Origin of the sequence: Halomonas faecis (assembly GCF_010993975.1) — a bacterium.
Taxonomy (GTDB): Bacteria; Pseudomonadota; Gammaproteobacteria; order Pseudomonadales; family Halomonadaceae; genus Halomonas; species Halomonas faecis.
This window is the reverse complement of record NZ_JAACZO010000008.1, coordinates 46,479-72,268: the sequence shown is the minus strand read 5'-3', so window position 1 is coordinate 72,268 and position 25,790 is coordinate 46,479. Positions and strand designations below refer to the sequence as shown.

Annotated in this window: 24 protein-coding genes and 1 pseudogene; 12 read left to right on the top strand and 13 right to left on the bottom strand. The window is 65.5% G+C overall.

Going from position 1 to position 25,790, the window contains the following annotated elements; translation table 11 throughout:
- The 5 genes and pseudogenes from GFD32_RS04840 to GFD32_RS04820 all read left to right on the top strand — a co-directional run.
- Positions 1-120, top strand: a 120-nt coding sequence (locus GFD32_RS04840; protein WP_163575429.1) for a transposase, incomplete at its 5' end; no start/stop codon positions are given.
- A gap of 3 nt (positions 121-123) precedes the next feature.
- A pseudogene (locus tag GFD32_RS04835) lies at positions 124-1,104 on the top strand (ABC transporter substrate-binding protein); the annotation flags it as partial.
- A 97-nt stretch (positions 1,105-1,201) separates the two neighbouring features.
- Positions 1,202-2,116 (top strand): carbohydrate ABC transporter permease, encoded by a 915-nt coding sequence (locus GFD32_RS04830; RefSeq protein ID WP_089681985.1) that lies wholly within the window; start codon positions 1,202-1,204, stop codon positions 2,114-2,116.
- The gene (locus tag GFD32_RS04825) at positions 2,109-2,987 is read left to right on the top strand and encodes a carbohydrate ABC transporter permease (protein WP_163575427.1); all 879 of its coding nucleotides are present in this window, start codon (positions 2,109-2,111) and stop codon (positions 2,985-2,987) included. Before GFD32_RS04830 ends, GFD32_RS04825 begins: the two co-directional genes overlap by 8 nt.
- Before the next feature lie 27 nt (positions 2,988-3,014).
- Positions 3,015-4,136 carry an ABC transporter ATP-binding protein gene (locus tag GFD32_RS04820; RefSeq protein ID WP_163575426.1) on the top strand — a complete coding sequence of 374 codons (1,122 nt, stop codon included), beginning with the start codon at positions 3,015-3,017 and terminating at the stop codon, positions 4,134-4,136.
- A gap of 22 nt (positions 4,137-4,158) precedes the next feature.
- On the opposite strand, the gene GFD32_RS04815 is transcribed toward GFD32_RS04820, so the two are convergent.
- The 6 genes from GFD32_RS04815 to GFD32_RS04790 form a co-directional block, all read right to left on the bottom strand.
- Positions 4,159-4,599, bottom strand: coding sequence for a universal stress protein (locus GFD32_RS04815; protein ID WP_163575425.1), 441 nt, complete (start codon positions 4,597-4,599; stop codon positions 4,159-4,161).
- Positions 4,600-4,680: 81 nt separating this feature from the next.
- Entirely contained in the window at positions 4,681-5,742 is a 1,062-nt protein-coding gene (locus GFD32_RS04810; protein WP_163575424.1) for a TIGR01620 family protein, read from the bottom strand.
- A complete protein-coding gene (locus GFD32_RS04805; protein ID WP_163575423.1) occupies positions 5,739-7,127 on the bottom strand; it encodes a YcjX family GTP-binding protein in 1,389 nt (462 codons plus the stop codon). The genes GFD32_RS04810 and GFD32_RS04805 overlap by 4 nt, the downstream gene beginning before the upstream one ends.
- Positions 7,128-7,153: 26 nt before the next feature.
- Complete coding sequence (locus GFD32_RS04800; protein ID WP_163575422.1) at positions 7,154-8,332, bottom strand: MFS transporter; 1,179 nt, start codon at positions 8,330-8,332, stop codon at positions 7,154-7,156.
- Entirely contained in the window at positions 8,287-9,351 is a 1,065-nt protein-coding gene (locus GFD32_RS04795) for a GlxA family transcriptional regulator (RefSeq protein WP_163575421.1), read from the bottom strand. The genes GFD32_RS04800 and GFD32_RS04795 overlap by 46 nt, the downstream gene beginning before the upstream one ends.
- 120 nt (positions 9,352-9,471) lie before the next feature.
- Entirely contained in the window at positions 9,472-9,660 is a 189-nt protein-coding gene (locus GFD32_RS04790; RefSeq protein ID WP_089682002.1) for a hypothetical protein, read from the bottom strand.
- Between the two features lie 95 nt (positions 9,661-9,755).
- On the opposite strand from GFD32_RS04790, the gene GFD32_RS04785 reads away from it, so the two are divergent.
- Positions 9,756-10,310 carry a DUF924 family protein gene (locus tag GFD32_RS04785; RefSeq protein WP_163575420.1) on the top strand — a complete coding sequence of 185 codons (555 nt, stop codon included), beginning with the start codon at positions 9,756-9,758 and terminating at the stop codon, positions 10,308-10,310.
- An 84-nt stretch (positions 10,311-10,394) separates the two neighbouring features.
- Entirely contained in the window at positions 10,395-10,634 is a 240-nt protein-coding gene (locus GFD32_RS04780; protein WP_163575419.1) for a GlsB/YeaQ/YmgE family stress response membrane protein, read from the top strand.
- A gap of 93 nt (positions 10,635-10,727) precedes the next feature.
- On the opposite strand, the gene gabT is transcribed toward GFD32_RS04780, so the two are convergent.
- Together gabT and GFD32_RS04770 are read right to left on the bottom strand one after the other, a co-directional pair.
- Positions 10,728-12,026, bottom strand: a complete 1,299-nt coding sequence (gabT, locus tag GFD32_RS04775; protein ID WP_163575418.1) for a 4-aminobutyrate--2-oxoglutarate transaminase — start codon at positions 12,024-12,026, stop codon at positions 10,728-10,730.
- Between the two features lie 31 nt (positions 12,027-12,057).
- On the bottom strand, positions 12,058-13,503 hold the full coding sequence (locus GFD32_RS04770) for an NAD-dependent succinate-semialdehyde dehydrogenase (RefSeq protein WP_163575417.1): 1,446 nt from the start codon (positions 13,501-13,503) through the stop codon (positions 12,058-12,060).
- Positions 13,504-13,702: 199 nt separating this feature from the next.
- On the opposite strand from GFD32_RS04770, the gene GFD32_RS04765 reads away from it, so the two are divergent.
- The 3 genes from GFD32_RS04765 (at position 13,703) to GFD32_RS04755 (ending at position 18,338) form a co-directional block, all read left to right on the top strand.
- Entirely contained in the window at positions 13,703-16,162 is a 2,460-nt protein-coding gene (locus GFD32_RS04765; protein WP_163575416.1) for a DUF1266 domain-containing protein, read from the top strand.
- Positions 16,163-16,379: 217 nt separating this feature from the next.
- The gene (locus GFD32_RS04760; RefSeq protein WP_163575415.1) at positions 16,380-17,009 is read left to right on the top strand and encodes a C40 family peptidase; all 630 of its coding nucleotides are present in this window, start codon (positions 16,380-16,382) and stop codon (positions 17,007-17,009) included.
- Positions 17,010-17,135: 126 nt separating this feature from the next.
- Positions 17,136-18,338 (top strand): MFS transporter, encoded by a 1,203-nt coding sequence (locus GFD32_RS04755; RefSeq protein WP_163575414.1) that lies wholly within the window; start codon positions 17,136-17,138, stop codon positions 18,336-18,338.
- A gap of 15 nt (positions 18,339-18,353) precedes the next feature.
- Here GFD32_RS04755 and azu read toward each other — a convergent pair whose 3' ends face one another.
- Both azu and msrA read right to left on the bottom strand, forming a co-directional pair.
- Complete coding sequence (azu, locus tag GFD32_RS04750; protein ID WP_163575413.1) at positions 18,354-18,803, bottom strand: azurin; 450 nt, start codon at positions 18,801-18,803, stop codon at positions 18,354-18,356.
- Between the two features lie 125 nt (positions 18,804-18,928).
- Positions 18,929-19,567, bottom strand: a complete 639-nt coding sequence (msrA, locus tag GFD32_RS04745) for a peptide-methionine (S)-S-oxide reductase MsrA (RefSeq protein WP_163575412.1) — start codon at positions 19,565-19,567, stop codon at positions 18,929-18,931.
- A gap of 151 nt (positions 19,568-19,718) precedes the next feature.
- On the opposite strand from msrA, the gene GFD32_RS04740 reads away from it, so the two are divergent.
- Positions 19,719-21,941 (top strand): FAD-dependent oxidoreductase, encoded by a 2,223-nt coding sequence (locus tag GFD32_RS04740; RefSeq protein ID WP_163575411.1) that lies wholly within the window; start codon positions 19,719-19,721, stop codon positions 21,939-21,941.
- A gap of 76 nt (positions 21,942-22,017) precedes the next feature.
- Here the strand turns inward: GFD32_RS04740 and GFD32_RS04735 are convergent, their stop codons facing one another.
- On the bottom strand, positions 22,018-22,500 hold the full coding sequence (locus tag GFD32_RS04735) for an FKBP-type peptidyl-prolyl cis-trans isomerase (RefSeq protein WP_163575410.1): 483 nt from the start codon (positions 22,498-22,500) through the stop codon (positions 22,018-22,020).
- A 220-nt stretch (positions 22,501-22,720) separates the two neighbouring features.
- Between GFD32_RS04735 and GFD32_RS04730 the strand changes: the two genes are divergently transcribed.
- Complete coding sequence (locus tag GFD32_RS04730) at positions 22,721-23,005, top strand: hypothetical protein (protein WP_163575409.1); 285 nt, start codon at positions 22,721-22,723, stop codon at positions 23,003-23,005.
- 98 nt (positions 23,006-23,103) lie between these two features.
- On the opposite strand, the gene GFD32_RS04725 is transcribed toward GFD32_RS04730, so the two are convergent.
- The gene (locus GFD32_RS04725) at positions 23,104-23,571 is read right to left on the bottom strand and encodes an outer membrane lipoprotein (protein ID WP_163575408.1); all 468 of its coding nucleotides are present in this window, start codon (positions 23,569-23,571) and stop codon (positions 23,104-23,106) included.
- A 241-nt stretch (positions 23,572-23,812) separates the two neighbouring features.
- The gene (locus GFD32_RS04720; protein WP_163575407.1) at positions 23,813-25,408 is read right to left on the bottom strand and encodes an isocitrate lyase; all 1,596 of its coding nucleotides are present in this window, start codon (positions 25,406-25,408) and stop codon (positions 23,813-23,815) included.
- Positions 25,409-25,790 lie beyond the last annotated feature (382 nt).

The window sequence follows — 25,790 nt, the reverse complement described above, 5'->3', positions numbered from 1 at the left end:
AGCGTGCTGGAGGGCATGAACAATCGGATCAAGGTCATCAAGCGGATGGCCTATGGGTACCGCGACATGGAGTACTTCTTTCTGAAGATCCGTGCCGCGTTTCCCGGCAAAGTGCGATGAACCAAAATTCAGGAGTGGGGGGAGCTCGGCTTGCTCGGCGAGCTCGACGAGGTGGCCGAGGCCGAGGGGTGGGACGAGCTGCTGCCCCCTACGGTCGCCGACGTCATGCGCTACGACGGCAGCTACGTGGCGGTGCCGGTCAACGTTCACCGCGTCAACTGGCTGTGGGCCAACCCCGAGGTGCTCGATGAGGCTGGCGTCGAGATGCCGACCACGCTCGACGAGTTGTTCGAGGCCGGTGAGGCGATTCGCGAGGCGGGCTACATCCCCCTGGCCCATGGCGGCCAGGCCTGGCAGGACGCCACCGTCTTCGAAAGCGTGCTGCTGGCCACCGGTGGCACCGAGTTCTACCAGCAGGCGCTGGTCGACCTCGACGAGGCAGCACTGGGCGGCGAGACGATGGTCGAAGCGCTCGAGACCTTCAAGCGCCTGCGCGAGCTGATGGACGACGACATGTCGGGCCGCGACTGGAACATCGCCACCTCCATGGTAATCGAGGGCGATGCCGGCATGCAGTTGATGGGCGATTGGGCCAAGGGCGAATTCACCGCCGCCGGACTCACCGCGGGCGAGGACTACCTGTGCGCCGCCGCTCCGGGCACCCAGGATGCCTTCACCTTCAACATCGATAGCCTGGCCATGTTCCGCGTCGAGGGCGAGGAACGCGAGGCCCAGCAAGCCTTGGCCCGGCTGGCGCTGGAGCCGACCTTCCAGGAGGCCTTCAATCTGGCCAAGGGCTCGATCCCCGCTCGCCCCGATCTCGACATGAGCGAGTTCGACCCGTGTGCCCGGCAGTCGCTCGAGGACTTCCAGCACACCGCCGATGCAGGCGGTCTGGTGCCCAGCATGGCCCACGGCATGGCCGTGCGCGCCGATGTCCAGGGCGCCCTCTTCGACGTGGTGACCAACTACTTCAACTCGCGTGACATGGCTGCAGAAGAGGCCGCCGAGCGCATGGTGAACGCCGCTCAGGCTGCGCTGTAAGGCGCCATTGCAGGAGGGGCGGGCCTGGTTGTCAGGCCCGCCCCCGCTGGTTCGCCGCTCACGTTCGAGGTCTTTCGCTATGTCCCCGTCACCTTCCATGGCGCGTCCGGCAGACGGCCCCGGTGCCCGTCGCAGTCGTGCCGGCACGCTTCACGCCTGGCTGCCCAAGCTGGTGTTGGCACCGTCGGTCGCCATCTCGCTGTTCTTCGTCTACGGCTTCATGTTGTGGACCTTCATCCTCTCGCTGACCAACTCGCGCATGCTGCCCAGCTATGAGTTCGTCGGTTTCGCCCAGTATGCCCGGCTGATGACCAACGATCGCTGGTGGGTGGCTTCCTCCAACCTGGTGGTGTTCGGTGGTCTGTTCGTGGCCATCTGCCTGGTACTGGGGCTGCTGCTGGCCATTCTGCTCGATCAACGCATCCGCCAGGAGGGCGCGCTGCGCACCGTCTATCTCTACCCCATGGCGCTGTCGTTCATCGTCACCGGGGTGGTGTGGAAGTGGCTGCTCAATCCCGGGCTCGGCATCCAGGCGATGGTGCGCGGCTGGGGCTTCGAGGAGTTTCGCTTCGACTGGCTCGTCGATCCCGACATGGCCGTCTACACTCTGGTGATCGCCGCGGTGTGGCAGGCGTCCGGCTTCGTCATGGCGCTGTTCCTCGCCGGTCTGCGTGGCATCGACGACAGCATTCTCAAGGCGGCCCAGCTCGATGGCGCGAGTCTGCCGCGCGTCTATTGGCGAGTGGTGATTCCCTGCCTACGACCCGTGGTGTTCAGCGCGGTGATGATTCTCTCTCACATCGCCATCAAGAGCTTCGACCTGGTGGTGGCGCTGACCGGTGGTGGGCCCGGCTACGCGACGGATCTGCCTGCCACTTTCATGTATACCCACGCCTTCACCCGGGCGCAGGTCGGGCTGGGCTCGGCCAGTGCCATGCTGATGCTCGGCGGCGTACTGGCCATTCTGATCCCCTATCTCTACTCCGAGCTGAGGAGCCGCCGTCATGGATAACGTGATCCGCCGCCGCACGCTCGGTGCCCGTGCCGCTCGTGTCACGCTCTATGCTGCGCTGCTGTTGGCTGCGCTGTTCTATCTGCTGCCGCTGGCGGTGATGCTGATCACATCGGTCAAGCCGCTGGCCGAGATCACGCCGGGTACCCTGCTCGCGCTGCCGCAGGAGCCGACGCTGGCACCCTGGGCCAAGGCGTGGGGGGAGGCCTGCACTGGCATGCGCTGCGAAGGGGTGGGCGTCTACTTCTTCAACTCCATCGCCATCGTGGTGCCGGCAGTACTGATCTCCACGCTCATCGGTGCGCTCAACGGCTACGCCCTGACTAAGTGGCGCTTCAAGGGATCGGAGCTACTCTTCGCGCTGATGCTGTTCGGCTGCTTCATTCCCTTCCAGGTGGTGCTGCTGCCCATGGCGCAGACGCTGGGGTGGCTGGGGCTGTCGAGCTCGCGTGCCGGCCTGATACTGGTCCACGTGATCTTCGGTGTCGCCTTCACCACGCTGTTCTTCCGCAACTTCTACGTGGCGGTGCCCACCGAGCTGGTGTCGGCGGCCAAGCTCGACGGCGCCGGTTTCTTCCGAATCTTCTGGCGCATCCTGCTGCCCGTCTCGGCGCCGATCATCGTGGTGTCGGTGATCTGGCAGTTCACCCAGATATGGAACGACTTCCTGTTCGGGGTCGCCTTTTCGGGCCACGACACCCAGCCGGTGACGGTCGCCCTCAACAATCTGGTCAACACTTCGACCGGCGCCAAGGAGTACAACGTCGACATGGCGGCGGCGATGATCGCTGCGCTGCCCACGCTGGTCGTCTACGTACTGGCGGGAAAGTATTTCGTTAGAGGTCTCACGGCCGGCTCGGTCAAAGGCTGAACAACCGAACGACAAGAGGTTTTCGACATGGCAGCGCTTGAAATCAACGACGTCTGCAAGGATTTCGGCAGCGAGCAGGTACTCAAGGACGTGAGCCTGGCGATCGACTCCGGGGAATTCTTGATCCTGGTGGGGCCCTCGGGCTGCGGCAAGTCGACGCTGATGAATGCCATTGCCGGGCTGGAGCCGGTGACCTCCGGCGAGATCCACATTGCCGACGAGAACGTTACCTGGCAGACCCCGGCGGAGCGCGATATCGCCATGGTGTTCCAGTCCTACGCGCTTTATCCGAGCATGACGGTACGCCAGAACATCAGTTTCGGCCTGGAGATGCGCAAGGTGCCCAAGGCCGAGCGCGAGGCAGCGGTGGAACGGGTGGCCGACCTGCTGCAGATCTCGCACCTGCTCGAACGCAAGCCTGCCCAGCTCTCCGGCGGCCAGCGGCAGCGCGTCGCCATGGGGCGGGCGCTGGCCCGCGAGCCCAAGGTCTACCTGTTCGACGAGCCGCTCTCCAACCTCGACGCCAAGCTGCGCGTGGAGATGCGTACCGAGATCAAGAAGCTGCACCAGCGCCTGGGGACGACCATCGTCTACGTCACCCACGACCAGATCGAGGCGATGACGTTGGCCGATAGCATCGCGGTGATGCGCGACGGTCGTATCCTCCAGCTCGGCTCGCCCGACGAGGTCTACAACGATCCGGTGGATCTGTTCGTTGCCGGCTTCATGGGGTCGCCGTCGATGAATTTCATCATGGCCACTCTGGAAGGGGAGGCGGGACACTACCGGCTGCGAGTGGAGACGCCGGGAGAAGAGAGCCTGAATCTGCCCTGGCCGCAGGAACGCGAGACGCCGGCCATGGCCGAGCAGGCCGGGCGGCCAGTGATCCTCGGGTTGCGGCCGGAGCACTTCGCCGAAGACGACGCTCGGCTCGGCGACGATGCCGAAGGCGTGCTGCTGACGCCGCAGATCACCGTAGTGGAGCCCACCGGGGCGGACATCCTGCTTCAACTGGCGCTGGGGGAAGGAGACGCCACGGCCCGAGTGGGGCCCAAGTGCCGAGTGAAGGCGGGAGAGCGGCTGGCGCTGCGCATCGACATGGCGCGCGCGGTGCTGTTCGACCGCGAGACGGAGCAGCGCCTGGCCTGACTTTCACCTTCAGAGTCGTCGTTCAGCGCACCGTGATGACCGTGCAGTTGGCTGTGTGGCTGACCTTGTGCGAGACGCTGCCGACCACCAGGCCGCGCAGGTCGCTGAGCCCGCGGCTGCCCATGACGATGGCGTCCGCGCCGCTCTTGCGCGCTTCGCTGACGATGGTGCGTGCCGGGTCGCCCTGGCCGATGATGGTTTCCACCCGAGCCGCTCCCTGCTGGCGGGCGTCTTCGGCCGCGCGGTCGACGACCTGGCGGCCGGCCCGCTCGCGATCTTCCCGGGAAGCTTCCAGGGCGACGGCGCCGATGCCCCACACCAGCGTGGTCTCGTGGGCGAGCTCTTCGGGGATATGCAGGATGTGCAGGGTGGCGTCGTTCTCGCGGGCGAGCTGGCACGCCACGTCCAGCGCCTTCTTGGAGTACTGAGAGCCGTCGACGGGAACCAATAGAGTCTTGAACATGGCAAGATCCTGTCCAGTGGGTGAATGTATCGCCTTTCCCTCCGAGACTAGTCGTTGACTATGGGACTGTCATGACCGAGGTCAAGGGTCGGTCGAGTCCGTCTTGCGCTCCTTTGCCTCCAGCCGGCGCAGCTGCTGCCACAGCTCACGGCGCAGGTCGCCGATTCGCGGGGCCTCGTCGTCAGCGAAGGCGAGAGGACGGGTCAGCCGCTGGGTGCGCAGCCCTAGCCGCGCGCTGAGCAGGCCGATACCCAGCCCCTGGCCGGCACGCATGGAAAGGCGACCGGCCAGATCCAGCGAGAGCAATTCCATGCCGGCCTCGCTGGCCATTTCGGAGGCACCGGCGAAGGCCATGCCGTACAGCACGCTGCGTAGCAGACGCAGGCGGCTGGCATAGCCCAGCTCGAGGCCATAGAGCCGGCAGATCCGATCGACCATCGCCAGGCTGCGCCAGGCCACCAGGGCCATGTCGACCAGTGTTAGCGGGCTGACTGCCACCATGACGGCGGTTTCGCCGCTCATCTTCGAGATCAGTCGGCGCGCTTCCCGGTCACGTGGGGCGAGCAGATGATGGGCCAGCAGTTCACGCAGCTCGTTGCCGCCGTGATGCGGCTGGACGGCATCGCGAAAGCCGACCCAGTGAGGGTGATCGTCGTCGAGCCCTATCTGCTGCTTGAGGCGGCGTGCCTGGACCATGGCGCGGTCGGCACTCACTTCGTGCAGCTCGGCCAGCTCGCTGCGCAGGCGGTCGTGGCGGCGCAGGCGGCGCAGTCGCCAGAGTTCGCGTCCCAGGGCGGCGACGCCCAGGGCGATGGCGGCCAGGCCCAACAGCTGCCAGCCCCCGGCCAGCCAGTCGCCCTCGGTGAGCGTGGCGGGCAGCGTTACGGCGAGTTCGGCGCTGCCCAGTGCCAAGCCCCCGGCAAGGAGTCCCAGCAGGCCCCAGCGACGCTTGCGGGGGCGCATCAGGCCACTTTCCAGATCGTGCTCGGCACGCGTGGGTGCCTCGGCGGTGGGCTGCGAGGGCAGGTCGGAGGCGAAGTCCCGGCGTGGCGCAATGCGCTCCCCTGGGGCGGGAGGCTCGTCTTCCAGAGTGAAGCGGCGTCCAGGCTGCGGATCGTCGTCGCCGGGGTTGGGATGGCTCATTGCAACTTGTCTCCGAGCAGCCAGTCGAGGGCGGCGTCGAGGCGGATGTGTGGCAGGGCGGCGCCGGACGTTTGCGGGGGTCGAAAGGCGGTGAAGGCGAAACCCTGACGGGCCCAGAAGGCCTCATCGGGAAGCCGGTTCGGCACCTCGCCGGGAAACATCAGCACCCTCTCGCCATCCAGGGTGGTGCCGCGCAGGGCCGGCGACCGTACGCCTGCTTGGGTGACCTCGCGCACCTCGGTGGCACGGATCGAGGCCAGCGACAGGGCCTTGACGGGAACGTCGGCGTAGCGCAGATCCTTGAGCGGTTCGGCTAGCAGCGCTTCGAGCAGGGCAGTGAGGCGCGGATGCTGCTCCGGCGTGACGTGGTCGGCCTTGGTGGCAGCAATGGCCAGCCGGTCGATGCGCGGCGCGAAGAGGCGTGAGAGCAGGCTGCGCTTGCCGTAATCGAAGCTTTGCATCAGCGTGGCGAGCGCCTGGGCGAGATCTTCGAAGCGCTCGGGGCCGGCGTTGAGGGCGCCGAGCACGTCGACCAGCACGATCTGGCGATCGAAGCGGCGGAAGTGGTCACGGTAGAAGGGCTTGACGATCCGCTGCTGATAGTGGCGAAAGCGTGCCGCGAGCGTGGCGTAAACGCTGTTCGGGGGCAGAGCATCAAGACGTTCGCGGTCGTCGGCGAGGCCGGGCAAGGGAAAGAACTGCAGCACCGGGGCGCCTTCGAGATCGCCGGGCAACAGGAATCGGCCCGGCTGCAGATCGGCGAAGCCGGCCTCGCGGGCGGCGCGCAGGGCCTTGGCATAGTGCTCGGCAATCTCGGCAAGCTCCGCTTCGTTGGCCTCCGCCGCCGGGTCGAGCTTCGCCGCCGCGGTTTGCCATTCGGTCATCAGGGCTTGTCGCTCGGGCCCGGCACTGTCCATTACTGCACGGCTCCAGGCGAGGTAGTCGGTGGTCAGCAGCGGCAGGTCGAGCAGCCATTCGCCGGGGTAGTCGAACAGATCCAGATCCAGTCGGCCGCTGTCGCCGTGCCACCAGCCGCGATGTGCCGGCCGGTAGCGGATCGACAGGCGCAGCTCGCTGATGCCGCGGGTGGGTTCGGGCCAGTGAGGTGGATCGGTGGTTAGGGCCGCCATCGCCCCGTCGTAGGGAAATCGCGGCACGCTGAGGTCCGGTTGGCTGACGCGACGGGCGCCGAGCAGTCGCCCTTCGCGAGCCGCCGGCAGCAGGTCGAGGCGCGCTTCGAGCCCAGCGTGGCGCAGCTGGTTGACCAGCGAGGTGAGAAAGGCGGTCTTGCCGGAGCGGGACAGACCGGTGACCGCCAGGCGCAGCTGACGGTCGCGCCCGCGTTCGAGCAGATCGTGGAGTTCGCGAGCCAGGGGCTGACGCATTGGCAACGGCTTCCTTCGCAGTACTGTCAGCCGCTAATGTGCGGGCGTTGACGGCGTGTGGCAAGCCGTCGCCAGAACACCAGAGCGATGGGCAGCAGCGCCAACGGGATCAGCAAGGCATTGAGCAGCGTCCAGCCGAGCCGGTCGACCAGCGGACCGGCGAGCAGGGCGGTGACGGCCACGGTGGAGAAGACCAGGAATTCGTTGGCCGCCTGGGTGCGGGCTTTTTCGGCAGGGCGATAGGCCTCGGTGAGCAGGCCGGTGGCCGGCAGGAACGTGAAATTCCAGCCCAGTCCGAGCAGGATCAGGGCGGTGTGAAAGCCGGCTACGCCTCCATCGACCTGCGCCACCACGCCGCATGCTGCCAGCAGCAGGCAACCGGTGACGATCATCCGGTGGCTGCCGAAGCGGGCGGTGAGATGACCGGTCACGAAGGAGGGCAGGAACATCGCCAGTACGTGCCACTGAATGGTGGTGGCAACGTGGTTGAAATGGAAACCCGCGCCGGCCATGGCCAGGGGCGTGGCGGTCATCGCCAGGTTCATGACGCCATAGCCGACCAGCGCCGAGACCACGGCGACGAGGAACACCGGTTGACGCACGATGTCGCCGAGCGGACGGGGCCGACCCTCGCCGTGGGTGGCCTCGGGGGGCGGCAGGCGGGTCAGCAGCAGGATCACCAGGGCGGTCAGATAGAGTGCGCCGAGGCCCATGAAACTGCCGAGAAAGGGGGTGTCGGCGAGCTCACGGCTGATGCGGGCCAGCCAGGGGCCGAAGAAGGCGGCCAGCACGCCGCCGCCCATTACCAGACCGATGGCACGATCTCGCAATGCCAGGGGTGCGGCCTCCACGGCGGCAAAGCGGTAGAGCTGGCCGAAGCCGATGCCAATGCCGATCAGCCAGGTGCCGAACATGAATAGCCCGAAGTGCTCGCCGACCAGCGCCTGGGCGGCGAGCATCACCCCACCGAGCCCCATCAGGTTGCCGAGCAGGAAACCGCGCTTGCGGCCCAGCCTGGCCATGATCAGCGAGGCGGGTATGGTCGCGCACATCAGCCCCAGCCATTGGGTGGCCACCGGAGCGGTCGACCAGACCGGGTCGGGGGCGAGTCTCGCGCCGATCAGCGGCGAGACGGCGATCAGCAGGATGTTGCCGCTGATCAGCAGCGCCTGGCAGAGGGAGAGCAGGGTGACGCTGACGGGCATGGGGCCTCCTTGACGTCCGGGGTGAGTGAGGGGGTGCCACGGTTGTCGGGATGATGGCCGAAACGCTGGCGATACAGCGAGGGCGGTATGCCGTAGTGGCGCAGGAAGAGGCGGCGCAGCTGTTCGGCGCCGCCGAGTTGCCAGTGCCGTGCCAGGCGCTCCAGGGAAAGCGGCTGAGGACTCTCGATCAGGGCCACCCTGGCTTGTTCCAGGCGCAGGCGGGTCAGGTAGCCGGTGGGGGTGGTGTTCAACTGGCGGCGGAACAGACGCGACAGGTGGCGGGGCGAGACGGCGATGGAGTTCGCCATCTCTTCCAGGCGGTAGGGCTTGCCGGGGTCGGCATGCAGCCGATCCAGCAACCGGCGCAAGGGGCCGCTGGCCCTCTGCTGTTGGGCGAGGAGCTCGCTGAACTGAGACTGGCCGCCGGGCCGGTGCAGGAACATCACCAGTTCGCGTGCCACTCGCCCGGCCAGTTCGCTGCCCTGATCGGCTTCGAGCAGCGACAGGGCCAGGTCGATGCCGGCCGTGACCCCGGCGCTGGTGTGCACGCCGCCGGATTCCAGGTAGAGCGCGTCGTCCAGCACTTCGACCTCGGGGTGCTCCCGGGCGAGTCGAGCGCAGTGGCGCCAGTGGGTGGTCGCCCGGCGGCCGTCCAGCAAGCCGGCGGCGGCGAGCAGGAAGGCTCCGGTACAGATGGCGCCCAGGCGTTGCACCCGCTCGGCCTGGTGACGCAGCACCTCGAGCAGGGCCGGGTCACGGCACTGTGCCGCGTGTCCGCTGCCGCCGGCGATCAGCAACGTATCCAGGGGCGCCAGGTCGTCCAGATGCCGCCAGTCGATGTCGGCCTGCAAGGGCAGGCCGCCGTTGGTGGTCACGCTGCCTGGCTGTGCCGCGGCCAGGTGCAAGCCGTAGAGCGTGCGCCCGCTCAGCTCGTTGGCGGTGGCGAAGACCTGCCAGGGGCCGCTGACGTCCAGCAGCTGACAGCCGGGATAGGCCAGCATGGCGATGGTGCGCGACATGGAGACACTCTCACGGTGGTGGCTTTCCGAAGAGTGTCGGCGTTGTCGGTCATGTCCGCAACGACCCGTTTCCCACCGATAGGGACATGCCGGTGCTGCGTTGTCCGCGTCTCGTCGGGGTCACTCCAGCAACAGCAGCTGCGCGAGAAGGGTGGGCGTGGCGGCGATCAGGAAGCCGGCGCCGGCCATGCCATACCACGGCCAGCGCCGCTCGCGGCGGCGGGCCATGGTCAGGCCGACCAGGCACACCACCAGCCCGAGCAGGTTGAAAGGGATGGTGAGCATTTCCAGCAGTGGAACGAGTGGCATCGCAACGCACCTGGGTTGAAGACGAACGCGAGAGAGGCCCATGATAGCAGCATGAGCCGAGGCCGCCGACCGTCACAGGGAAGAGGAAGCCACCCATGCCTACCGATCTGCCGGGCGCCGATGAGGTGCTCGATTTCTGGTTCCGCAAACTCGTTCCTGCCCAGTGGTTCCGCAAGGATCCGGCGCTGGATGCCGAGATCGCGGAACGCTTCGGCACCCTGCTGCAGGCCGCGACACGTGGCGAGCTATGGCAATGGCGTCGCTCGGCGCAGGGTCGGTTGGCCGAGGTGATCGTGCTCGATCAGTTCCCGCGCAACATCCACCGTGACACGCCGCAGGCCTTCGCCACCGACCCCATCGCGCTGGTGTTGGCCCAGGAGGCGGTGGCACACGAGCTGGATCGGGAGCTCGAGACGATGCAGCGGGCTTTCCTCTACATGCCCTACATGCATAGCGAGTCGCTGGCGATCCACGACGAGGCGCTGCGTCTGTTCGATCAGCCGGGGCTCGAGGAAAACCTGCGCTTCGAGCGTCGGCATCGCGACATCCTCGTGCGCTTCGGTCGCTATCCGCATCGCAACGCCGTTCTCGGGCGCGAGTCCACTCCTGAGGAGCGGACCTTCCTCGAGCAGCCGGGGTCGTCGTTCTGAACGTGCGCCACGCGGCGTTGTCCATGGCGGGATCGCAGGCTGCGGTCGCGAGCCATTTTTCCAGCAGCAGGAGGAGAGCAGATCATGGGAGTGATTGCGTGGTTGATCATCGGCGGGCTGGCGGGCTGGATCGCCGGCCACATCCTGCGCGGTGGCGGTTTCGGCATCCTCGGCAACATTGGCGTCGGCGTGGTGGGGGCGCTGGTCGGCGGCTTTCTGTTCAGCCTGCTGGGTCTTCAGGCTGGCGGTTTCGTCGGCTCGCTGGTCACGGCCACGGTGGGTTCGGTGGTACTGCTTTGGGTCATTACCAAGGTGCGAGAGTAAGCGTCCTCTAGCGAACCGATGCGCATGCCGACGAAAGCCGCCCGGCTGGCGACAGCCGGGCGGTCGTTTTCGAGCCTGGAGTAGGGCCGCTGCTCAGGCGGTGGCGGCTGTCTGGCTGCCCACCAGCTCCTTGAGGGCCGACTCGACGATGTCCAGCCCTTCCTCGAGGATTTCGTCCTCGATGGTCACCGGCATCAAGAAGCGGATGGTGTTGCCGTAAAGGCCGCAGGAGAGCAGGATCAGCCCCTTCTCGCGGGCCTTCTTGCACAGTGCGGCGGCCAGGTCGGCATCCGGAGTCGGTCCATTCTCGTCGGAAACCAGTTCGAAGGCGGCCATGGCTCCCATGTTGCGCGCGTTGTCGACGCAGGCGAACTGTGATTCCCACTGGCTGAAACGCTGGGCCAGCTTGTCGCCGAGCGCGCGACTCTTCTCCAGAATGTTCTCCTGCTCGAACACCTCGAGCACCGCCAACACCGCGGCGCAGGAGACCGGGCTGCCGGTGTAGGTGCCGCCCAGGGAGTTGCCGCCGGAGGCGTCCATGTGCTTGTCGGTGCCGACCACGGCGGAGATCGGCATGCCGTCGGCCATGCTCTTGGCCATGGTGATGAGGTCGGGCTCCACGCCGCTATGCTCGATGGCGAACATCTTGCCGGTGCGGCCGAATCCGGACTGCACTTCGTCGATGATCATCAGCATGCCGTGCTCGTCGCAGATCTCGCGGATCGCCTTGAGAAAGCTCGGCGGTGCCGGATAGAAGCCGCCCTCGCCGAGGATCGGCTCGAGCACGATGGCGGCGGTGTCGCGCGGGTTGGCGTCGGTCTTGAGCGCCATCTTGAGGCCGCGCAGGGCTTCGTCTTCGCTGACGCCGTGATAGGGCACCGGGAAGGGCGCGCGGAAGACGTTGCCGGGCATGCTGCCGAAGTCGGTGGCATAAGGAGCGACCTTGCCGTTCATGGCCATGGTCATGAAGGTGCGGCCGTGGTAGCCGCCATCGAAGCAGATGACATTGTTCTTGCCGGTGGCGGCGCGCGCGACCTTCACGGCGTTTTCCAGTGCCTCGGCGCCGGAATTGGCCAGCATGACCTTGGCGTGGCCGCGCACCGGGGTGATCTGGCTGAGCTTCTCGGCCACGCGCACATAACCTTCGTAGGGCATCACCGTCTGGCAGGTGTGCATCACGCGGTCGAGCTGCGCTTTCACCGCCTCGACCACCTTGGGATGGCGGTGGCCGATGTTGAGCACGCCGATGCCGCCGGCGAAGTCGATGATGCGGTTGCCGTCGGCATCCCAGATCAGAGCGTTCTCGGCGCGGTCGGCAAATTGCGTGGCAGGGCTGGCCGCGCCGCTGGCGACGTAGCGCTGCTTGAGTTCGTTGAGCTGTGCGTTGTTCATGCTATCTCCTTCCATTTCGTGTGGATGGCGATCAAAGGCCGCCGACACAGACGTATTTTAGTTCAGTGAACTCGTCCAGGCCGTGGTGCGAGCCTTCGCGCCCCAGTCCGGATTCCTTGACGCCGCCGAAGGGCGCCAGCTCGGTAGACAAAATGCCTTCGTTGACGGCCACCATGCCATATTCGAGCCCTTCCATGACATGCCAGATACGCCGGTAGTCACGCGCGTAGAAGTAGGCAGCGAGGCCGAACTCGGTGGCGTTGGCCTGGGTGATGGCTTCGGCGTCGTCGTCGAAACGAAACACCGGCGCCAAGGGGCCGAAGGTCTCTTCGCGGGCCACGCGCATCATCGGCGTGACATCGGCAATCACGGTGGGCTGGAAGAAGGTGCCACCCAGGGCGTGTGGCTCGCCGCCGCACACCACGCGCGCTCCCTGGGCGACGGCATCGTCGATGTGGGTGCGCACCTTGGCGACGGCGGCCGGGTTGATCAACGGCCCCTGCATGACACCCTCGTCGAGGCCGTTGCCCACCTTCAGTTCGGCAACGCGGGCGGCAAGCTTCTCGACGAAGGCGTCGTAGACGCCGGCCTGCACCAGCAGGCGGTTGGTGCACACGCAGGTCTGGCCGGAGTTGCGGTACTTCGAGGCCACGGCCCCCTCCACGGCGGCATCCAGGTCGGCGTCGTCGAAGACGATGAAGGGCGCATTGCCGCCCAGCTCCATGGAGGCCTTCTTGACCGTGCCGGCACATTGGGCGAGCAGGCGCTTACCCACCGCGGTCGATCCGGTGAAGGAGACCTTGCGCACTCGAGGGTCGGTGGTCAGTACTTCGCCCACCGCAGCCGGATTCTCGGCGGTGATGACGTTGATCACCCCGGCGGGGAAGCCCACGTCCTCGGCGAGCTTGGCCAGCGCCAGGGCGGTGAGCGGCGTGGCCTCGGCGGGCTTGATCACCACCGGACAGCCGGCAGCCAGTGCCGGGGCGCACTTGCGGGTGATCATCGCCAACGGAAAGTTCCATGGCGTGATGGCCGCCACCACGCCGATGGGCTCGCGAAATACCAGGATGCGCTTGTCGGCGCCGTGGCTGGGCAGTGTCTCGCCGGCCATGCGCTTGCCTTCTTCAGCGTAGAACTCCACGAAGGAGGCGCCGTAGGCGACTTCACCACGCGACTCGGCCAGCGGCTTGCCCTGCTCGCGGGTCATCAGCCGGGCCAGCGGCTCTTGGTGCGCCATGATGGCGTTGAACCAGTCGCGCAGCAGGGTGGCACGCTGCTTGGCGGTTCGGCGGCGCCAGGCGGGCCAGGCGGCCTCGGCGGCGGCCACGGCATCGCGGGCATCGTCGGCGGTGAGATCCGGCACCGTGGCGAGGGTGTCGCCCGTGGCCGGGTCTGTGACGGCGAAGCGGCGTTCGGTACGACGCCACTGCCCGCCGATATAGGCGGCATCGATGATCGGCAGGGAGGAGTGAGGCATGGCAGCTCCAGACATGTTGATTATCTTGTTGCTGGAGTGTGCATTATTTAAAACGCTTCGCCAAGCCGCTCCCTGCGGCATAGTTCGTGCTTTTCCGAACTTGGGTCATCGGCGTGCGGCGCGCTTTCCGTTACACTAGGCGCCATTTTCGCGAGCGGTAACGCTTGCTCCCGTGTGGCTTGGTACGTCGAGGTGAGCCTTGGTCGATCCCCTGAATGCCTGGTGGGCCCAACAGTTGGTGCTCTGCGACTGGGCCTTTGCTCCCGATCCGCTGGACGTCGAGCCGCCCACGGCGGTGGCTCGGTTGACCGCGTTGGGCATCCACGATCGTGGTGAGCTCGGCTGGTGCCTGCTCGAGGCTTTCGACGGCACCCGCGTCGATCCGGCACGGCTGCTCGCAGCCCTGGAGCTGACGGCATTGGCCGGGGCCTCGGGCTGGCTTCCGGTCGAGCGCGCGCGGGCCTGGGCACTGCGCCTAGCCGATGAGATCACGGCGCGCCATGCCGATCTGGATGCCTGGCTGGAAGCGCTGCTTCATGCGCGCAGCGCCGAAGGCTGGGTGCGCGGTGATGACGGCTTCTGGGAGGCCTGCGAGGCACTGTCCAGGCTCGAACACGAAGGCGAGGGCGTCACCTGGAATCTGGTGTCCGACTGGGTGGCCCGTGAGCGCCATGGCCAGCCGCTGTGGCCCGATGCGCCCGGCGAACGTGCTTGGCGGCTGCGCGCTGCCTTTGCCCCCGTGTTGGCGCTGCCTGCGGTGGTCCAGGATTGGCCGGATGCCGCTACCTGGCTGGCCGAGGGCTGGCAGATCGCGGGGCGCGACGACCTGATCCGCTGCCTGCTGTGGCTGGCCGGACAGGGCCATCGTCAGGCCTGGGATCTCGATGCCACGCGGCTGCTGCAGGCCGATGCCGCCGCACGTCGGGCATGGCGTGAGGCATTGCCGGTGCCGGATGCCGCCTACGGTTGCGTCATGCTGGCCTTCCTGGAGCAGGGCGAGCCCCTGGAGTGGGCGGCCTGGGACTGGCTGCGGCTGGTCGACTTGTCCTGGGCAGGGGCCTGTCTGGGCTGGCTGGAGGCGTCGGAAGCCGCGGACTTTGCCAATCATGCCCTCGAACTGGTGCAGCATCGCTACAGTGACTGGTCGGCACTGGTGCGGGCCTACCAGCGCGGTCGCAGCCTGTTCGAGGGGCACAACTGTTTGAAGTCGCTGGACCGCGACTGGCGGCTGTTGCTGCAGTCGCCGGTGAGCCCCTGGCGCACGTCGCTGCAGGAGCTGGCCGAGCCTGCCGAACGCCAGGCTGCCCGTCGTGCCATGGCCGAATGGCGTCGTTCGCCGCGCCACTGGGTGCTGGCGCTCGCCTCGGTGCGCGAACCGGAACTGGCGACCCGTCAGGGGCCGCCGGCACCCGTTGCCGCGGAACGCCGCAATGACGCGCTGCAGTATCTGAGTGAAACCCTGGACCTGCATCCCGAGGAGGGCGCCGAGGCGCTGGCGCGCTACTGGCTACCGGCCCAGGCCCATCACCTCAATCAGTTGGCTGCCGATGCCGCCCACGGCGCGCTGCCCAGCGCCGAAACTGCCTTCGGCCATCCGCAGCCGGCCGACTTGGCGGCTCGGGATGCTCTGCGGCAGGGGTGCCGGTATGCGGCCACCATCCACATGGCCGAGAAATACGCCTTCTACCTGCAGATGGCGATGGATACCGAGGCTTTCGAGCCGACAGCCCTGGAATGTTTCGCCGAAGCGCTGCGCAGCACGCTGTGTCGCTTCTACCCCGATGCACGTCGCTTGCTCGAGGCCTGGGCACAGTGGGATGCGCTGCTGCCCGAGGCGGAACAGCCGCCGCTGACGGCAGAAATCCGTTGGCACCTGGAAGATCCCGGAAGCCCTTTCCACTGGCTCGACTGGCACAGCCATGAATGGCATGAGCCTGGCCCACGTCCTACGCTGCGACGCTTCACCGCCATGGCGCTGGTGGGGCCGCTGAACATGCCGGCCTGGAGCGAACCCCAGGTGGAGAGCGAGCGCGAGGCGTTATCGATCCGTGAGTGGGTCGACGATCATTATGCCATCACGGGGCGTGCCGAGCTCGGCGAGTTCGTTGACTTTCTGCTCGAAGCCGGCGACCGGCAGGAGTATCAGATCAACTACGCCCCCTATACCCTCAACGAGGCTCGTCTCGCCTCCGAGATCGCCATGCTCGAGTCCGGTGATTGCAGTGAGGAGGACCGCCATCACCTGTTGCGTCTGCGTCGCGTGCGCGACAACGAGGATGGCTGCAATGACGTGGATCTGACCGCCTGGGATCTGGCTCAGGCCGTGGATCTGGCCATTGCCGGACGCCAGCTCGGCTGGCTGGAGGCGGAAGCCTTCGCTGACGTGCTGGAGCGGGCTCATGTGCTGGCCGGTGAACGCTATGCGGACTGGATCGCGTATGCGCGCGGCCTGTATGCCGGTTTCTCGTTTTTCATGGGGGAAACGCCCGAGCGGGAGAGCTTTCTCGCCGGCATGCGCCAAGCGCTGGCCGCTTGGCTGACCGGCGCGCCGCCGCTGGGGGGGCCATGGGCGAGCCTCGACTTCCCAGGGGCGCGAGCTCGTCACTGGGCGCCCATGCATGTCGACACCCTGCCAGGTGATGCGCAAACCCTGCATTAGCGGCTCGCCATGCACCGGGCGGATATCGTATAGTCACAAGTTTGACGGAAAGGGTTCCCGTTCGGGAGCCAGCTTGCCATGACAGCGAGCCGCCGTGAGGCCGCTTTGGCAGTGGTACGTCGAAACGCTGCGCCACTGCCACAGCGACTGCCCGAGGGGCCGCCGCAATGCGTTGCGTTGCGGTGGCCGGCGGCTCAGGGAACGAGGAATTCGCCGGATGGCCGCTACGCCTGCGTTGCGTATCCTGCAAATCGGATGCCTGTTGCTACCGTTATCGCTGCTGCTAGGCTGCAGCACGACATCGATGCAGCCCGAACGGGCTCCGGATGACTACTTCGCGCGTCAGCTGCCGGGTCTACCCAGCGACTGGGACCCCTTGATGTCGCCGGCCGATAGGCCATTCTTTGCGGGGGGGCTTCGTGCGTCACCGCCCGAACGGCTGCGTATGGCGCTGCTCGACCAGCACCAGCGCTGGGCCGGCACGCCGTATCGCTTGGGCGGGAGCTCGGCGCAGGGCATCGACTGCTCAGCGCTGGTGCAGCGGGTCTTCGCGGAAACCTTTCGCATGGCGTTGCCGCGCACCACCGGCGAGCAGGTCCATCAGGGAGAGTCGGTCGATCGCGATGCGCTACAGGTCGGCGACTTGGTCTTCTTCCGCCCACCCGGTGCCTACGATCATGTGGGTATCTATGTGGGCGAAGGCCATTTCCTGCATGCCTCCACCTCGCAAGGAGTGATGCTGTCCCGCCTCGACAACGTGTACTGGCAGCGTCACTTCTGGCAGGCGCGGCGTACCCTGGCTCCGCCCCTGCTGGCCCAACGCGTGAGCTTGCATGACGAAGGGTAGGTCGAACGCACATGCCAGTCCCGCTCGGGGGCGAGGAGAAGAGGTCATGCTGGAGGCTTCCGTCATGCGTGACAGTGCTCGGCGGCTTTCCTGTCATTGCCGCACAGTTGGGTGGCGGATGGCGGAATGATCGAAGCCCGCACCCCCGCTTGGTGGCGCGCGACCCTGGCGTTGTGCCTTGGCTCCTTGCTGGTGTTCATCAACCTCTATGCGCCGCAACCCCTGTTGCCCGAACTGCGGGCAGGCTATGGCGTTTCGACCCTGGCGATCAGCCTGGTGATGTCAGTGGCCACTCTGGCGGTAGCGGCCTCCCTGTTGGTATTCGGACCGCTCTCCGATGCCATCGGCCGCAGCGGCATCATGCGAGCGACCTTGCTCGCGGCGGGGGTGCTTTCCCTGGGGCTCGCCTTCGCTCCCAACTACGAGACGCTACTGGCGCTGCGCGCCGTGCAGGGCTTCGTGCTCGGTGGGTTGCCGGCCGTTGCCATTGCCTGGATGGGAGACGAGTTCGAAAAGCCGGCACTGCTCTCGGCCGTAGGGCTCTATATCGGCGCCAATACCCTGGGTGGCATCGGTGGGCGCATCGTAGGCGGTGCCGTTGCGGAATTGGCGGGGACGTCGGCGAGTTTCGCAACGGTGGGATTGCTGACCCTGGTGGGGGTGGTGCTGTTCTGGAAACTGCTGCCGCCGGCGCGCGCCTTCTCCCCGCGCCACTTCGAGTTGCGCAGGGCCATTGCCGATCTGACTGGACATCTTTGCCATCCCTTGCTGTTGCCTGCCTACGTGCTCGGTGGGCTGAACTTCCTGATTTTCATCAACCAATACAGCTACATCACCTTTCGTCTGGCCGAGGCACCCTACGGTTTGGGAACGCGGCTGCTGGGGCTGATCTTCATCACCTATCTGGGGGGGACGCTGGGCTCAGCATTCTCCGGACGCTTGGCAGGGCGGTTGTCGCAGCCGGTGTGCATGATGCTGGGCATTGCCATCTTCGTGACGGGAACGGCGTTGACCCTGCTGGAATCCCTGGCCTGGATCCTGGCCGGATTGACCATCAATGCCTTTGGTTTCTTCCTTGCCCATTCCATGGCATCGAGCTGGGTCGGTCGCCAGGCCGAGAAGGCCCGGGGAAGCGCCTCAGCGCTCTACCTGGTGTTCTACTACCTGGGGGCGAGCCTGGGTGGCTTCTGGCTGGAGCCGTTTTGGCAGCGTTGGGGATGGTTCGGAGTGGCTCTCGGTTCCTGGTTGGTGCTGGTGACGACTCTGGGCATCGCCATCAGTTTGCGGAGCAAGGAGCGCGCCAGGCGCGCCCCTCGTCGCTCTGGCTAGTCGGTTCTCACCGCTTCAGTCGACCAGCGAGACACTGCCCTGCATGGGCCCGGAGTGACCGGGGAAACTGCAGAAGAAGGTGTAGTCCTCGCCTTCTTCGAGCTGATCCACAGCGAAGGACACGGAAGTGGTTTCACCGCCGCCGATCAGCTCAGTGTGGGCGATGACCCTGTCGTCTCCAGGCTCGATATAGTCATTGTCCACTCCGGCGCCAGCACCGGCACCGGCGACATCGCTCATGTCGTCTTCCCGGGTAAGCACCCAGTTGTGGCCCATGCTTTCGACGGGCATCGTGCCGGTGTGCTCCAGATTGACGGTGAACTCGTCGCAGCTCTGGCTGACCTCTATGGCATCGGTATCGAATTGCATCTGATCGTCGGCTTCCACCGTAACGGAGCAGTCGTCTGCCATGGCGGGCAGGCTCAGCAAGCCGAGAAAGACGGCAACGGCCGTGTGACGAATCATGTTTGACTCCTTTTGCCTTTGAAAGGTAATGGGATTCAATCACTTTTGCGGCGGGTGTGTCTGCCTGGCGAGGCGTCGAGCGGTGCGGTGAATTGTCTCACCGCGTCGGGTGGTCCGCGGGGCGCTCACCCGGGGGAGGGGCCGGCACGGTGTCCGCCGGCTTCATCGTCCCATATCTCTTCCAGGCGTTCCTCGCGCTGACAGGCGGCCTTGTAGTAGTTGTAGCGCACCGGATTCTTGCGATAGTAATCCTGGTGGTACTCCTCGGCAGCGTAAAAGGCTTCGAAGTCGTTGATCTCGGTAGCAATTTCTCGGCCGAAGCGTTCGGCGAGGGCGTTGCGGCTGGCCTCGGCGAGTTGGCGCTGCTGCTCATCGAGCGCGAAGATGGCGCTGCGGTAGCTCTCGCCCACGTCGCAGAACTGGCGTCCCTCCGCAAAGGGATCGATGTTGCGCCAGAACACATGGAGTAGGGTTTCGTAGTCGACGCGCTGCGGGTCGTATTCGACTTCGACCACCTCGGCGTGACCCGTGCCGCCGTCGACCACCTGTTCGTAGCTGGGGTCGGCCACGTCGCCGCCGCTGAAGCCGGAGGTGGTGGCCTCCACGCCTGCCACTTTGTCGAAGGCTTCTTCGACGCACCAGAAGCAGCCACCGGCAAACAACGCACGGGCAGTGGCGTCGCTGTCCTCGGCTGTGGCGGGCATGACAACGAGGGTCGGCAGTGCAGCGAGCAGCAGAGGCTTGAAACGGAATTTCCAGTTCATGATGCATGCCTGTTCCAGGGGAGGGTGATAGGTTGGAGGCTGCGACGCCCTCGGGGTTCCCGTAGAGCGAGTCGATGTAAGGAAGTTGGGAGCACGGCGACGCAGGTACACCTATCCCTACCTCGACGTCGATGTGATGAGGAGTGCCCGCGTGACCAAGCGACGCTTGTTATTAGTGCTGGTGATCGGTCTGGTGGTAACCGCCTTCTTTTTCAGCGGTGCCCATGAAGCCATGACTCTGGACAATCTCAAGGCAGAACAGGCGCGTTTCCAAGCGTGGCTGGCCAGCGATCCCGTCACCGTGATCGGGGCCTTCTTTGCCATCTATGTGGTCATGGCCGCACTCTCGCTACCTGGGGCTACGCTGCTGACCGTGCTGGGCGGAGCGCTGTTCGGACTGGGCTGGGGCCTCTTGATCATCTCATTTGCCAGCACGCTCGGCGCGACCTTGGCGGCATCGATCGCTCGTACTTTACTGCGCACGCCGCTCGAGCGGCGCTTTGCGGTGCAGCTGGAGCGCATCAATGCGGGCATGCGTCGCGAAGGTGCCTTCTATCTCTTCACCTTGCGCTTGATTCCCATCTTTCCGTTCTTCGTCATCAACCTGGTGATGGGACTCACCCGGATGCGCCTTTGGACCTTCTACTGGGTCAGTCAATTGGGCATGCTGCCCGGCACCGCGGTGTTCGTGAACGCCGGTCGCGAGCTTGGCGACCTCGAGTCGCTGTCTGGCATCCTCTCTCCGGGGCTGATCGCTTCTTTCGCGTTGATCGGGCTCTTTCCTTGGGTGGCGCGAGCGGTGGTGGCCATCGCCAAGCGTCGGCGCCTGGCGGTGCGTTTCGCGCGTCCGGCGCACTTCGATCACGATGTCGTCGTCATCGGCGGCGGTTCGGCGGGGCTGGTGGCGAGCTACATCGCCGCGGCCGTCAAGGCCAAGGTCGCACTGGTGGAGCGCGACCGCCTGGGCGGCGACTGTCTCAACACCGGCTGCGTGCCCTCCAAGGCGTTGATTCGTGCCGCACGTGCTGCCCATGAGATACGCGAGGCGCCGCGATATGGCGTTCATGCTGCTGCGCCGCAGGTCGACTTTCGCGAGGTAATGGGGCACGTCGAGCGAGCGGTTCGCGAGGTGGAGCCCCACGATAGCCGCGAACGCTATGAGAGCCTGGGCGTGGAAGTGGTTGCCGGTCGTGCGTATTTCGACGATCCGTGGCGGGTTCGGGTCGCAGGGGTGGACGGTGAGCGTGTGCTCACTGCCCGTCACGTGATCATCGCCAGCGGGGCCAGGCCACGCGTGCCGGACTTGCCTGGGCTCGACGAGATCGATGTACTGACATCGGACAACCTATGGCAGCTCGAATCGCTACCGGGGCGGTTGGTGGTGCTGGGCGGTGGACCCATTGGCTGTGAACTGGGGCAGAGCTTCGCCCGATTGGGCAGCAACGTCAGCCTGGTCGAGATGGGTGAGCAACTGCTGCCTCGCGAGGATGCCGAGGTGGCCGCTGTGCTGCAGCACCGTTTGGAGCATGAAGACGTTGCAGTGTGGCTGGGCACGCGGGCCGTGCGGGTCGAGGCCGGTACCGCTGAACAGGGTGCCAATGCGCTGGTGGTGCAGCGACGCGATGCAAGCGGCGAGGAAGTGGAAGAGCGGTTGCCTTTCGATCGCTTGCTGGTGGCGATCGGCCGGCAAGCCAACGTGTCGGGAATGGGGTTGGAAGAATTGGGCGTGGAGACGCGCGCCGACGGCACTCTGGCGGTGGATGAGACGCTGCAGTCGGTGCTGCCCAACGTTTGGGCCTGTGGCGATGTCACCGGCCCCTATCAGCTCACCCACGCCAGTGCCCACCAAGCCTGGCATGCCACCGTGAACGCGCTGTTCGGTGAGCTCAAGCGTTTTCGAGTCAGCTACCGGGCTCTGCCGGCGGTCACGTTCACCGAGCCGGAAGTCGCGCGAGTCGGGCTTTCCGAGCGCGAGGCCGAGGCCCGTGACATCGCTTACGAGATCACCCGCTATGAGCTTGCCGAGCTCGACCGCGCCATCGCCGAAGGGCTCACCGAAGGCTTCGTCAAGGTGCTTACGGTGCCGGGAAAAGACCGCATTCTTGGGGCAGCGGTGGTCGGGCACGGAGCCGGCGAGTTGCTCGCCGAGTTCACCCTGGCCATGACCCATGGCATCGGACTCAACAAGCTGCTGGGTACGGTGCATCCTTACCCGACCTGGTCGGAAGCCGCCAAGGCGAGTGCCGGGGTGTGGAAGAATACCCACAAACCAGAACGTCTTCTGAATGTTCTGGCGCGCTATTTCGCCTGGCGACGAAAGGCATGGGGAGCTTCGCGGAAGACGTCATCGCAGCGGGGGGCGTTACGTCATTGAAAAGCGTCGGCGGAGGTCGGCAACGAAACGGGGGCAGCCGACTGGCTGCCCCCGTGAGTGCGTTCGGTGCAAAGGCTCAGTGCTCGGCGCCGCCTTCACCATGCACGTGGCCGTGTTCGACCTCTTCCTGGCTGGCTTCGCGAACGTCGGCGATTTCGACGTCGAAATTCAGCTTCTGGCCGGCCAGCGGGTGGTTGCCGTCAACGGTGACGGTGTCGCCTTCGACCTTGGTCACGGTGACCATCAGCGGTCCACCCTGAGTCTGCGCCTGGAACTGCATGCCCGGCTCCACGGCCTCGACGCCCTGGAAGGCATCGCGCGGCACCTCTTGCACCAGTTGAGGCTGAACCTCGCCATAACCGTCTTCCGGGGTCACGGCCACGTTGAGCTTTTCGCCGGTTTCACGGCCCTCGAGCTCCTTCTCCAGGCCGGGGATGATGTTGCCGGCACCATGGAGGTAGGTCAGGGGATCGCGGCCCTCGGAGCTGTCCAGCACCTCACCTGCATCGTTGGTCAGGGTGTAGTGGAAGGCGACGACGGAATTCTGCGCAATCTGCATTGATGAACCTTTCGGTGAGTGCATGTCATGACCATGGTAACGTGCCATGGCTGGCGGTGTCAGGGGGCATGGGGGAATTTCAGTTTCGCTCGGGGCCGGCTGAACGTCATTCACGCCTTTTGGCGCGGTTGCGCCGCCCAAGAGGCACGGATACCCTACCCGAATCGCTTTTCCGCGTGGTTGACCACGACCCCCATTTTACCCATCCAGGAGACTACCCATGATCGAGATCGTGATCTGGTTGATTGCCTTTGCCCTCATCCTGTTCTTGAGCATCACGCGCTGGGAGGCCTCCGTCAGCCCAGGCCTAGACAAGATCCTGCCGCGGGTCATCAAGCACGATGACGACAACCGGGGCGTGTGGAGTCTGGCATTGGCCATACTCGGGGCGACGACGCTGGTGCGCCCGGTGGACATGCTGATGATTGCGATCTTTCTCGGGATCGCCGTGCTCATCGCCCGCAAGCTCGCCAGTTGGGGGCTTAACAAGGCCGACTTCCACTGACTGAGAATCCGACGGCTGCGACTGGGCCGTCAGGCGCCGAAACGCGAAGGCCCGCGGCATTAGCCGCGGGCCTTCGCGTAGGTGGCTCGTCGAATCGCTCAGTATGGGGCGACGGTCACGTTGGTCCCGCTGCCGACCAGGCGAACGCGCTGGCCGACCTCGAAAGCCTGGTCGGCCTTCTGGACCACCACGACGTTCATGCCGTCATCACGGCGGATTTCCATTTCCCAGGCAGTGACCCGGTTGGCGGACTCCTCGACCTTGCTGCCGGCCACGCTGCCTGCGATGGCTCCCGCTGCCGTGGCCAGAGTGCGGCCTGAGCCGCCACCGACCTGGTTGCCCAGCAGGCCGCCGATCACCGCACCGCCGCCGGTGCCGATGATGCCGCCGGCGCGGCTATCGGCCTGGATTTGCACTTGGCGTAGGGCCTGGATGGTTCCGAAACGTACCGTTTGTTCGGCGCCAGCCTGATTGCCGCTGTAGACGTTGCCGCCATAAGGAGCGGTGTTGGCGCAGCCGGCTAGTGTCAGCATGCCGATGGCCAGTATGGGGAGAAGACGCTTCATGAAGACCTCCGCAGTCTTGTTGAGTGCCAGGCGAGTCGGCCGGCACCGAGTCCGTTAGTTAGGGAACACTGTTTTGTTAATCAGCTTATACCAAGTGTGCCAGATTTGACCACTATCCCATGACAGGGTGCCGTAGCGGAGCTGTCAAAGTCGGTAAAGACTGAGCCAGTGGTAGGGGCAGACGAAAAAAAGGGAGGCGCAAGGCCTCCCAAGGGTTCCAGTCGTCGTTCCGTGGCGTCGTTCAGCCGAACTGATTCATGGTGTTGCTTTTTCCGCCGGCCTTGAGGGCGGCGTCGCCGTGGAAGAACTCCTTATGGTCGTCGCCGATGTTGGAACCGGCCATGTCCTGGTGCTTGACGGTGGCGATCCCTTCGCGGATCTCCTTGCGCTGTACGCCGGTCACGTAGGCCAGCATGCCCTCGTCGCCGAAGTAACCCTTGGCCAGGTTGTCGGTGGAGAGTGCCGCGGTGTGGTAGGTCGGCAGCGTGATGAGGTGGTGGAAGATGCCGGCTTCCCGCGCGCCATCGCGCTGGAAGTTGCGCGTCCATTCGTCGGCCAGCTGGGCCAACGGGGTGGCATCGTATTTTTCGTTCATCAGGTCGGCACGGTCGTAATCGCTGACGTCCTTGCCCTCGGCCTCCCAGGCGTCGAAGACCTGTTGACGGAAGTTCAGCGTCCAGTTGAAGGACGGTGAGTTGTTGTAGACCAACTTGGCGTCCGGGCAGACTTCACGGATGCGATCCACCATGCCCTTGATCTGGCCGACATGGGGCTTCTCGGTCTCGATCCACAGCAGGTCGGCGCCGTTCTGGAGGCTGGTGATGCAGTCGAGCACGACTCGGTCTTCGCCGGTGCCGGGCTTGAACTGGTAAAGGCCGGAGGCCAAGCGCTTGACCTTGACCAGCTTGCCGTTCTGCTTGATCACTACATCGCCGTTGTCGATGTCGGAGGCGCTGGCGATTTCGTCGCCGTCCAGGTAGCTGTTGTACTGGTCGCCCAGGTCGCCGGGCTCCTTGGTGACGGCGATCTTCTGGGTCAGGCCGGCGCCCAGGGAGTCGGTGCGGGCGACGATGACGCCCTCCTCGACGCCAAGCTCCAGGAAGGCGTAGCGCACGGCGTTGATCTTGGCGATGAAGTCTTCGTGGGGCACGGTGACCTTGCCGTCCTGGTGGCCGCACTGCTTCTCGTCGGACACCTGGTTCTCGAGCTGAATGCAGCAGGCGCCGGCTTCGATCATCTTCTTGGCCAGCAGATAGGTGGCCTCGGCGTTGCCGAAACCGGCATCGATATCGGCGATGATCGGCACGATGTGGGTCTCGTGGCCATCGATCTTGGCGATCAGTTCGTCGGCCTTCGCCTTGTCGCCGGCTTCCTGGGCGGCTTCCAGGTCACGGAACAGGTGGTTGAGTTCCCAGGCGTCGGCCTGGCGCAGGAAGGTGTAGAGTTCTTCGATCAGTGACGGCACGGTGGTTTTCTCGTGCATGGACTGATCGGGCAGCGGGCCGAATTCGCTGCGCAGGGCGGCGACCATCCACCCGGAAAGATACAGGTAACGGCGCTGGGTGGTACCGAAGTGCTTCTTGATGGAGAGCAGCTTCTGCTGGCCGATGAAGCCATGCCAGCAGCCCAGCGACTGGGTGTACTGCGAGCTGTCGGCGTCGTAGGCGGCCATGTCCTCGCGCATGATCCTGGCGGTATAACGGGCGATGTCCAGGCCGGTCTGAAAACGGTTCTGGGCGCGCATGCGAGCGGCATGCTCGGGGTTGACGTTGTCCCACTTGCCGCGCTGGGCTTCGCGGAGTTGAGCCAGTGCCTTGATGTCGTCTTGGTATGACATGGAACCATCCTTCCGATCTGTTGGGGGGCGTCGACGTCGAGGGCCGTTGGGAGGCGCATCGCTGCCGTCTCGTGCTTGCCGCAGTGGCAGGGCCGGCCCCGAAACCGGTCATGCTGCACCTGCGAAGTCGTCATCAGGTTCAACCAGATCGTGGAGGATGTCTCTACGGCCATGGTCGAACCATCGCCGAGGAAAAATGCACCGCCGTGAAGCACCGAGCCGTCAGTGATCGAACGGTCGTTTTAACCTCGTCTTGTATTCACTATGGCCCACGACAGTGGGGTTCGGCAATTGACACTTGGGGGCAGGAGGCGTTGTAGCTCGACTACAGGAAGGCTGTCGAGGGAGGCGATCCTGTAGCCGAATTTCGCCGGAGGGGAGA

Bases quoted from the DNA above. Each gene is read 5' to 3' on its own strand.
- GFD32_RS04830 (WP_089681985.1), top strand. From the start codon at position 1,202: ATGGCGCGTCCGGCAGACGGCCCCGGTGCCCGTCGCAGTCGTGCCGGC.
- GFD32_RS04825 (WP_163575427.1), top strand. From the start codon at position 2,109: ATGGATAACGTGATCCGCCGCCGCACGCTCGGTGCCCGTGCCGCTCGT.
- GFD32_RS04820 (WP_163575426.1), top strand. From the start codon at position 3,015: ATGGCAGCGCTTGAAATCAACGACGTCTGCAAGGATTTCGGCAGCGAG.
- GFD32_RS04815 (WP_163575425.1), bottom strand. From the start codon at position 4,599: ATGTTCAAGACTCTATTGGTTCCCGTCGACGGCTCTCAGTACTCCAAG.
- GFD32_RS04810 (WP_163575424.1), bottom strand. From the start codon at position 5,742: ATGAGCCATCCCAACCCCGGCGACGACGATCCGCAGCCTGGACGCCGC.
- GFD32_RS04805 (WP_163575423.1), bottom strand. From the start codon at position 7,127: ATGCGTCAGCCCCTGGCTCGCGAACTCCACGATCTGCTCGAACGCGGG.
- GFD32_RS04800 (WP_163575422.1), bottom strand. From the start codon at position 8,332: ATGCCCGTCAGCGTCACCCTGCTCTCCCTCTGCCAGGCGCTGCTGATC.
- GFD32_RS04795 (WP_163575421.1), bottom strand. From the start codon at position 9,351: ATGTCGCGCACCATCGCCATGCTGGCCTATCCCGGCTGTCAGCTGCTG.
- GFD32_RS04790 (WP_089682002.1), bottom strand. From the start codon at position 9,660: ATGCCACTCGTTCCACTGCTGGAAATGCTCACCATCCCTTTCAACCTG.
- GFD32_RS04785 (WP_163575420.1), top strand. From the start codon at position 9,756: ATGCCTACCGATCTGCCGGGCGCCGATGAGGTGCTCGATTTCTGGTTC.
- GFD32_RS04780 (WP_163575419.1), top strand. From the start codon at position 10,395: ATGGGAGTGATTGCGTGGTTGATCATCGGCGGGCTGGCGGGCTGGATC.
- gabT (WP_163575418.1), bottom strand. From the start codon at position 12,026: ATGAACAACGCACAGCTCAACGAACTCAAGCAGCGCTACGTCGCCAGC.
- GFD32_RS04770 (WP_163575417.1), bottom strand. From the start codon at position 13,503: ATGCCTCACTCCTCCCTGCCGATCATCGATGCCGCCTATATCGGCGGG.
- GFD32_RS04760 (WP_163575415.1), top strand. From the start codon at position 16,380: ATGGCCGCTACGCCTGCGTTGCGTATCCTGCAAATCGGATGCCTGTTG.
- GFD32_RS04755 (WP_163575414.1), top strand. From the start codon at position 17,136: ATGATCGAAGCCCGCACCCCCGCTTGGTGGCGCGCGACCCTGGCGTTG.
- azu (WP_163575413.1), bottom strand. From the start codon at position 18,803: ATGATTCGTCACACGGCCGTTGCCGTCTTTCTCGGCTTGCTGAGCCTG.
- msrA (WP_163575412.1), bottom strand. From the start codon at position 19,567: ATGAACTGGAAATTCCGTTTCAAGCCTCTGCTGCTCGCTGCACTGCCG.
- GFD32_RS04735 (WP_163575410.1), bottom strand. From the start codon at position 22,500: ATGCAGATTGCGCAGAATTCCGTCGTCGCCTTCCACTACACCCTGACC.
- GFD32_RS04730 (WP_163575409.1), top strand. From the start codon at position 22,721: ATGATCGAGATCGTGATCTGGTTGATTGCCTTTGCCCTCATCCTGTTC.
- GFD32_RS04725 (WP_163575408.1), bottom strand. From the start codon at position 23,571: ATGAAGCGTCTTCTCCCCATACTGGCCATCGGCATGCTGACACTAGCC.
- GFD32_RS04720 (WP_163575407.1), bottom strand. From the start codon at position 25,408: ATGTCATACCAAGACGACATCAAGGCACTGGCTCAACTCCGCGAAGCC.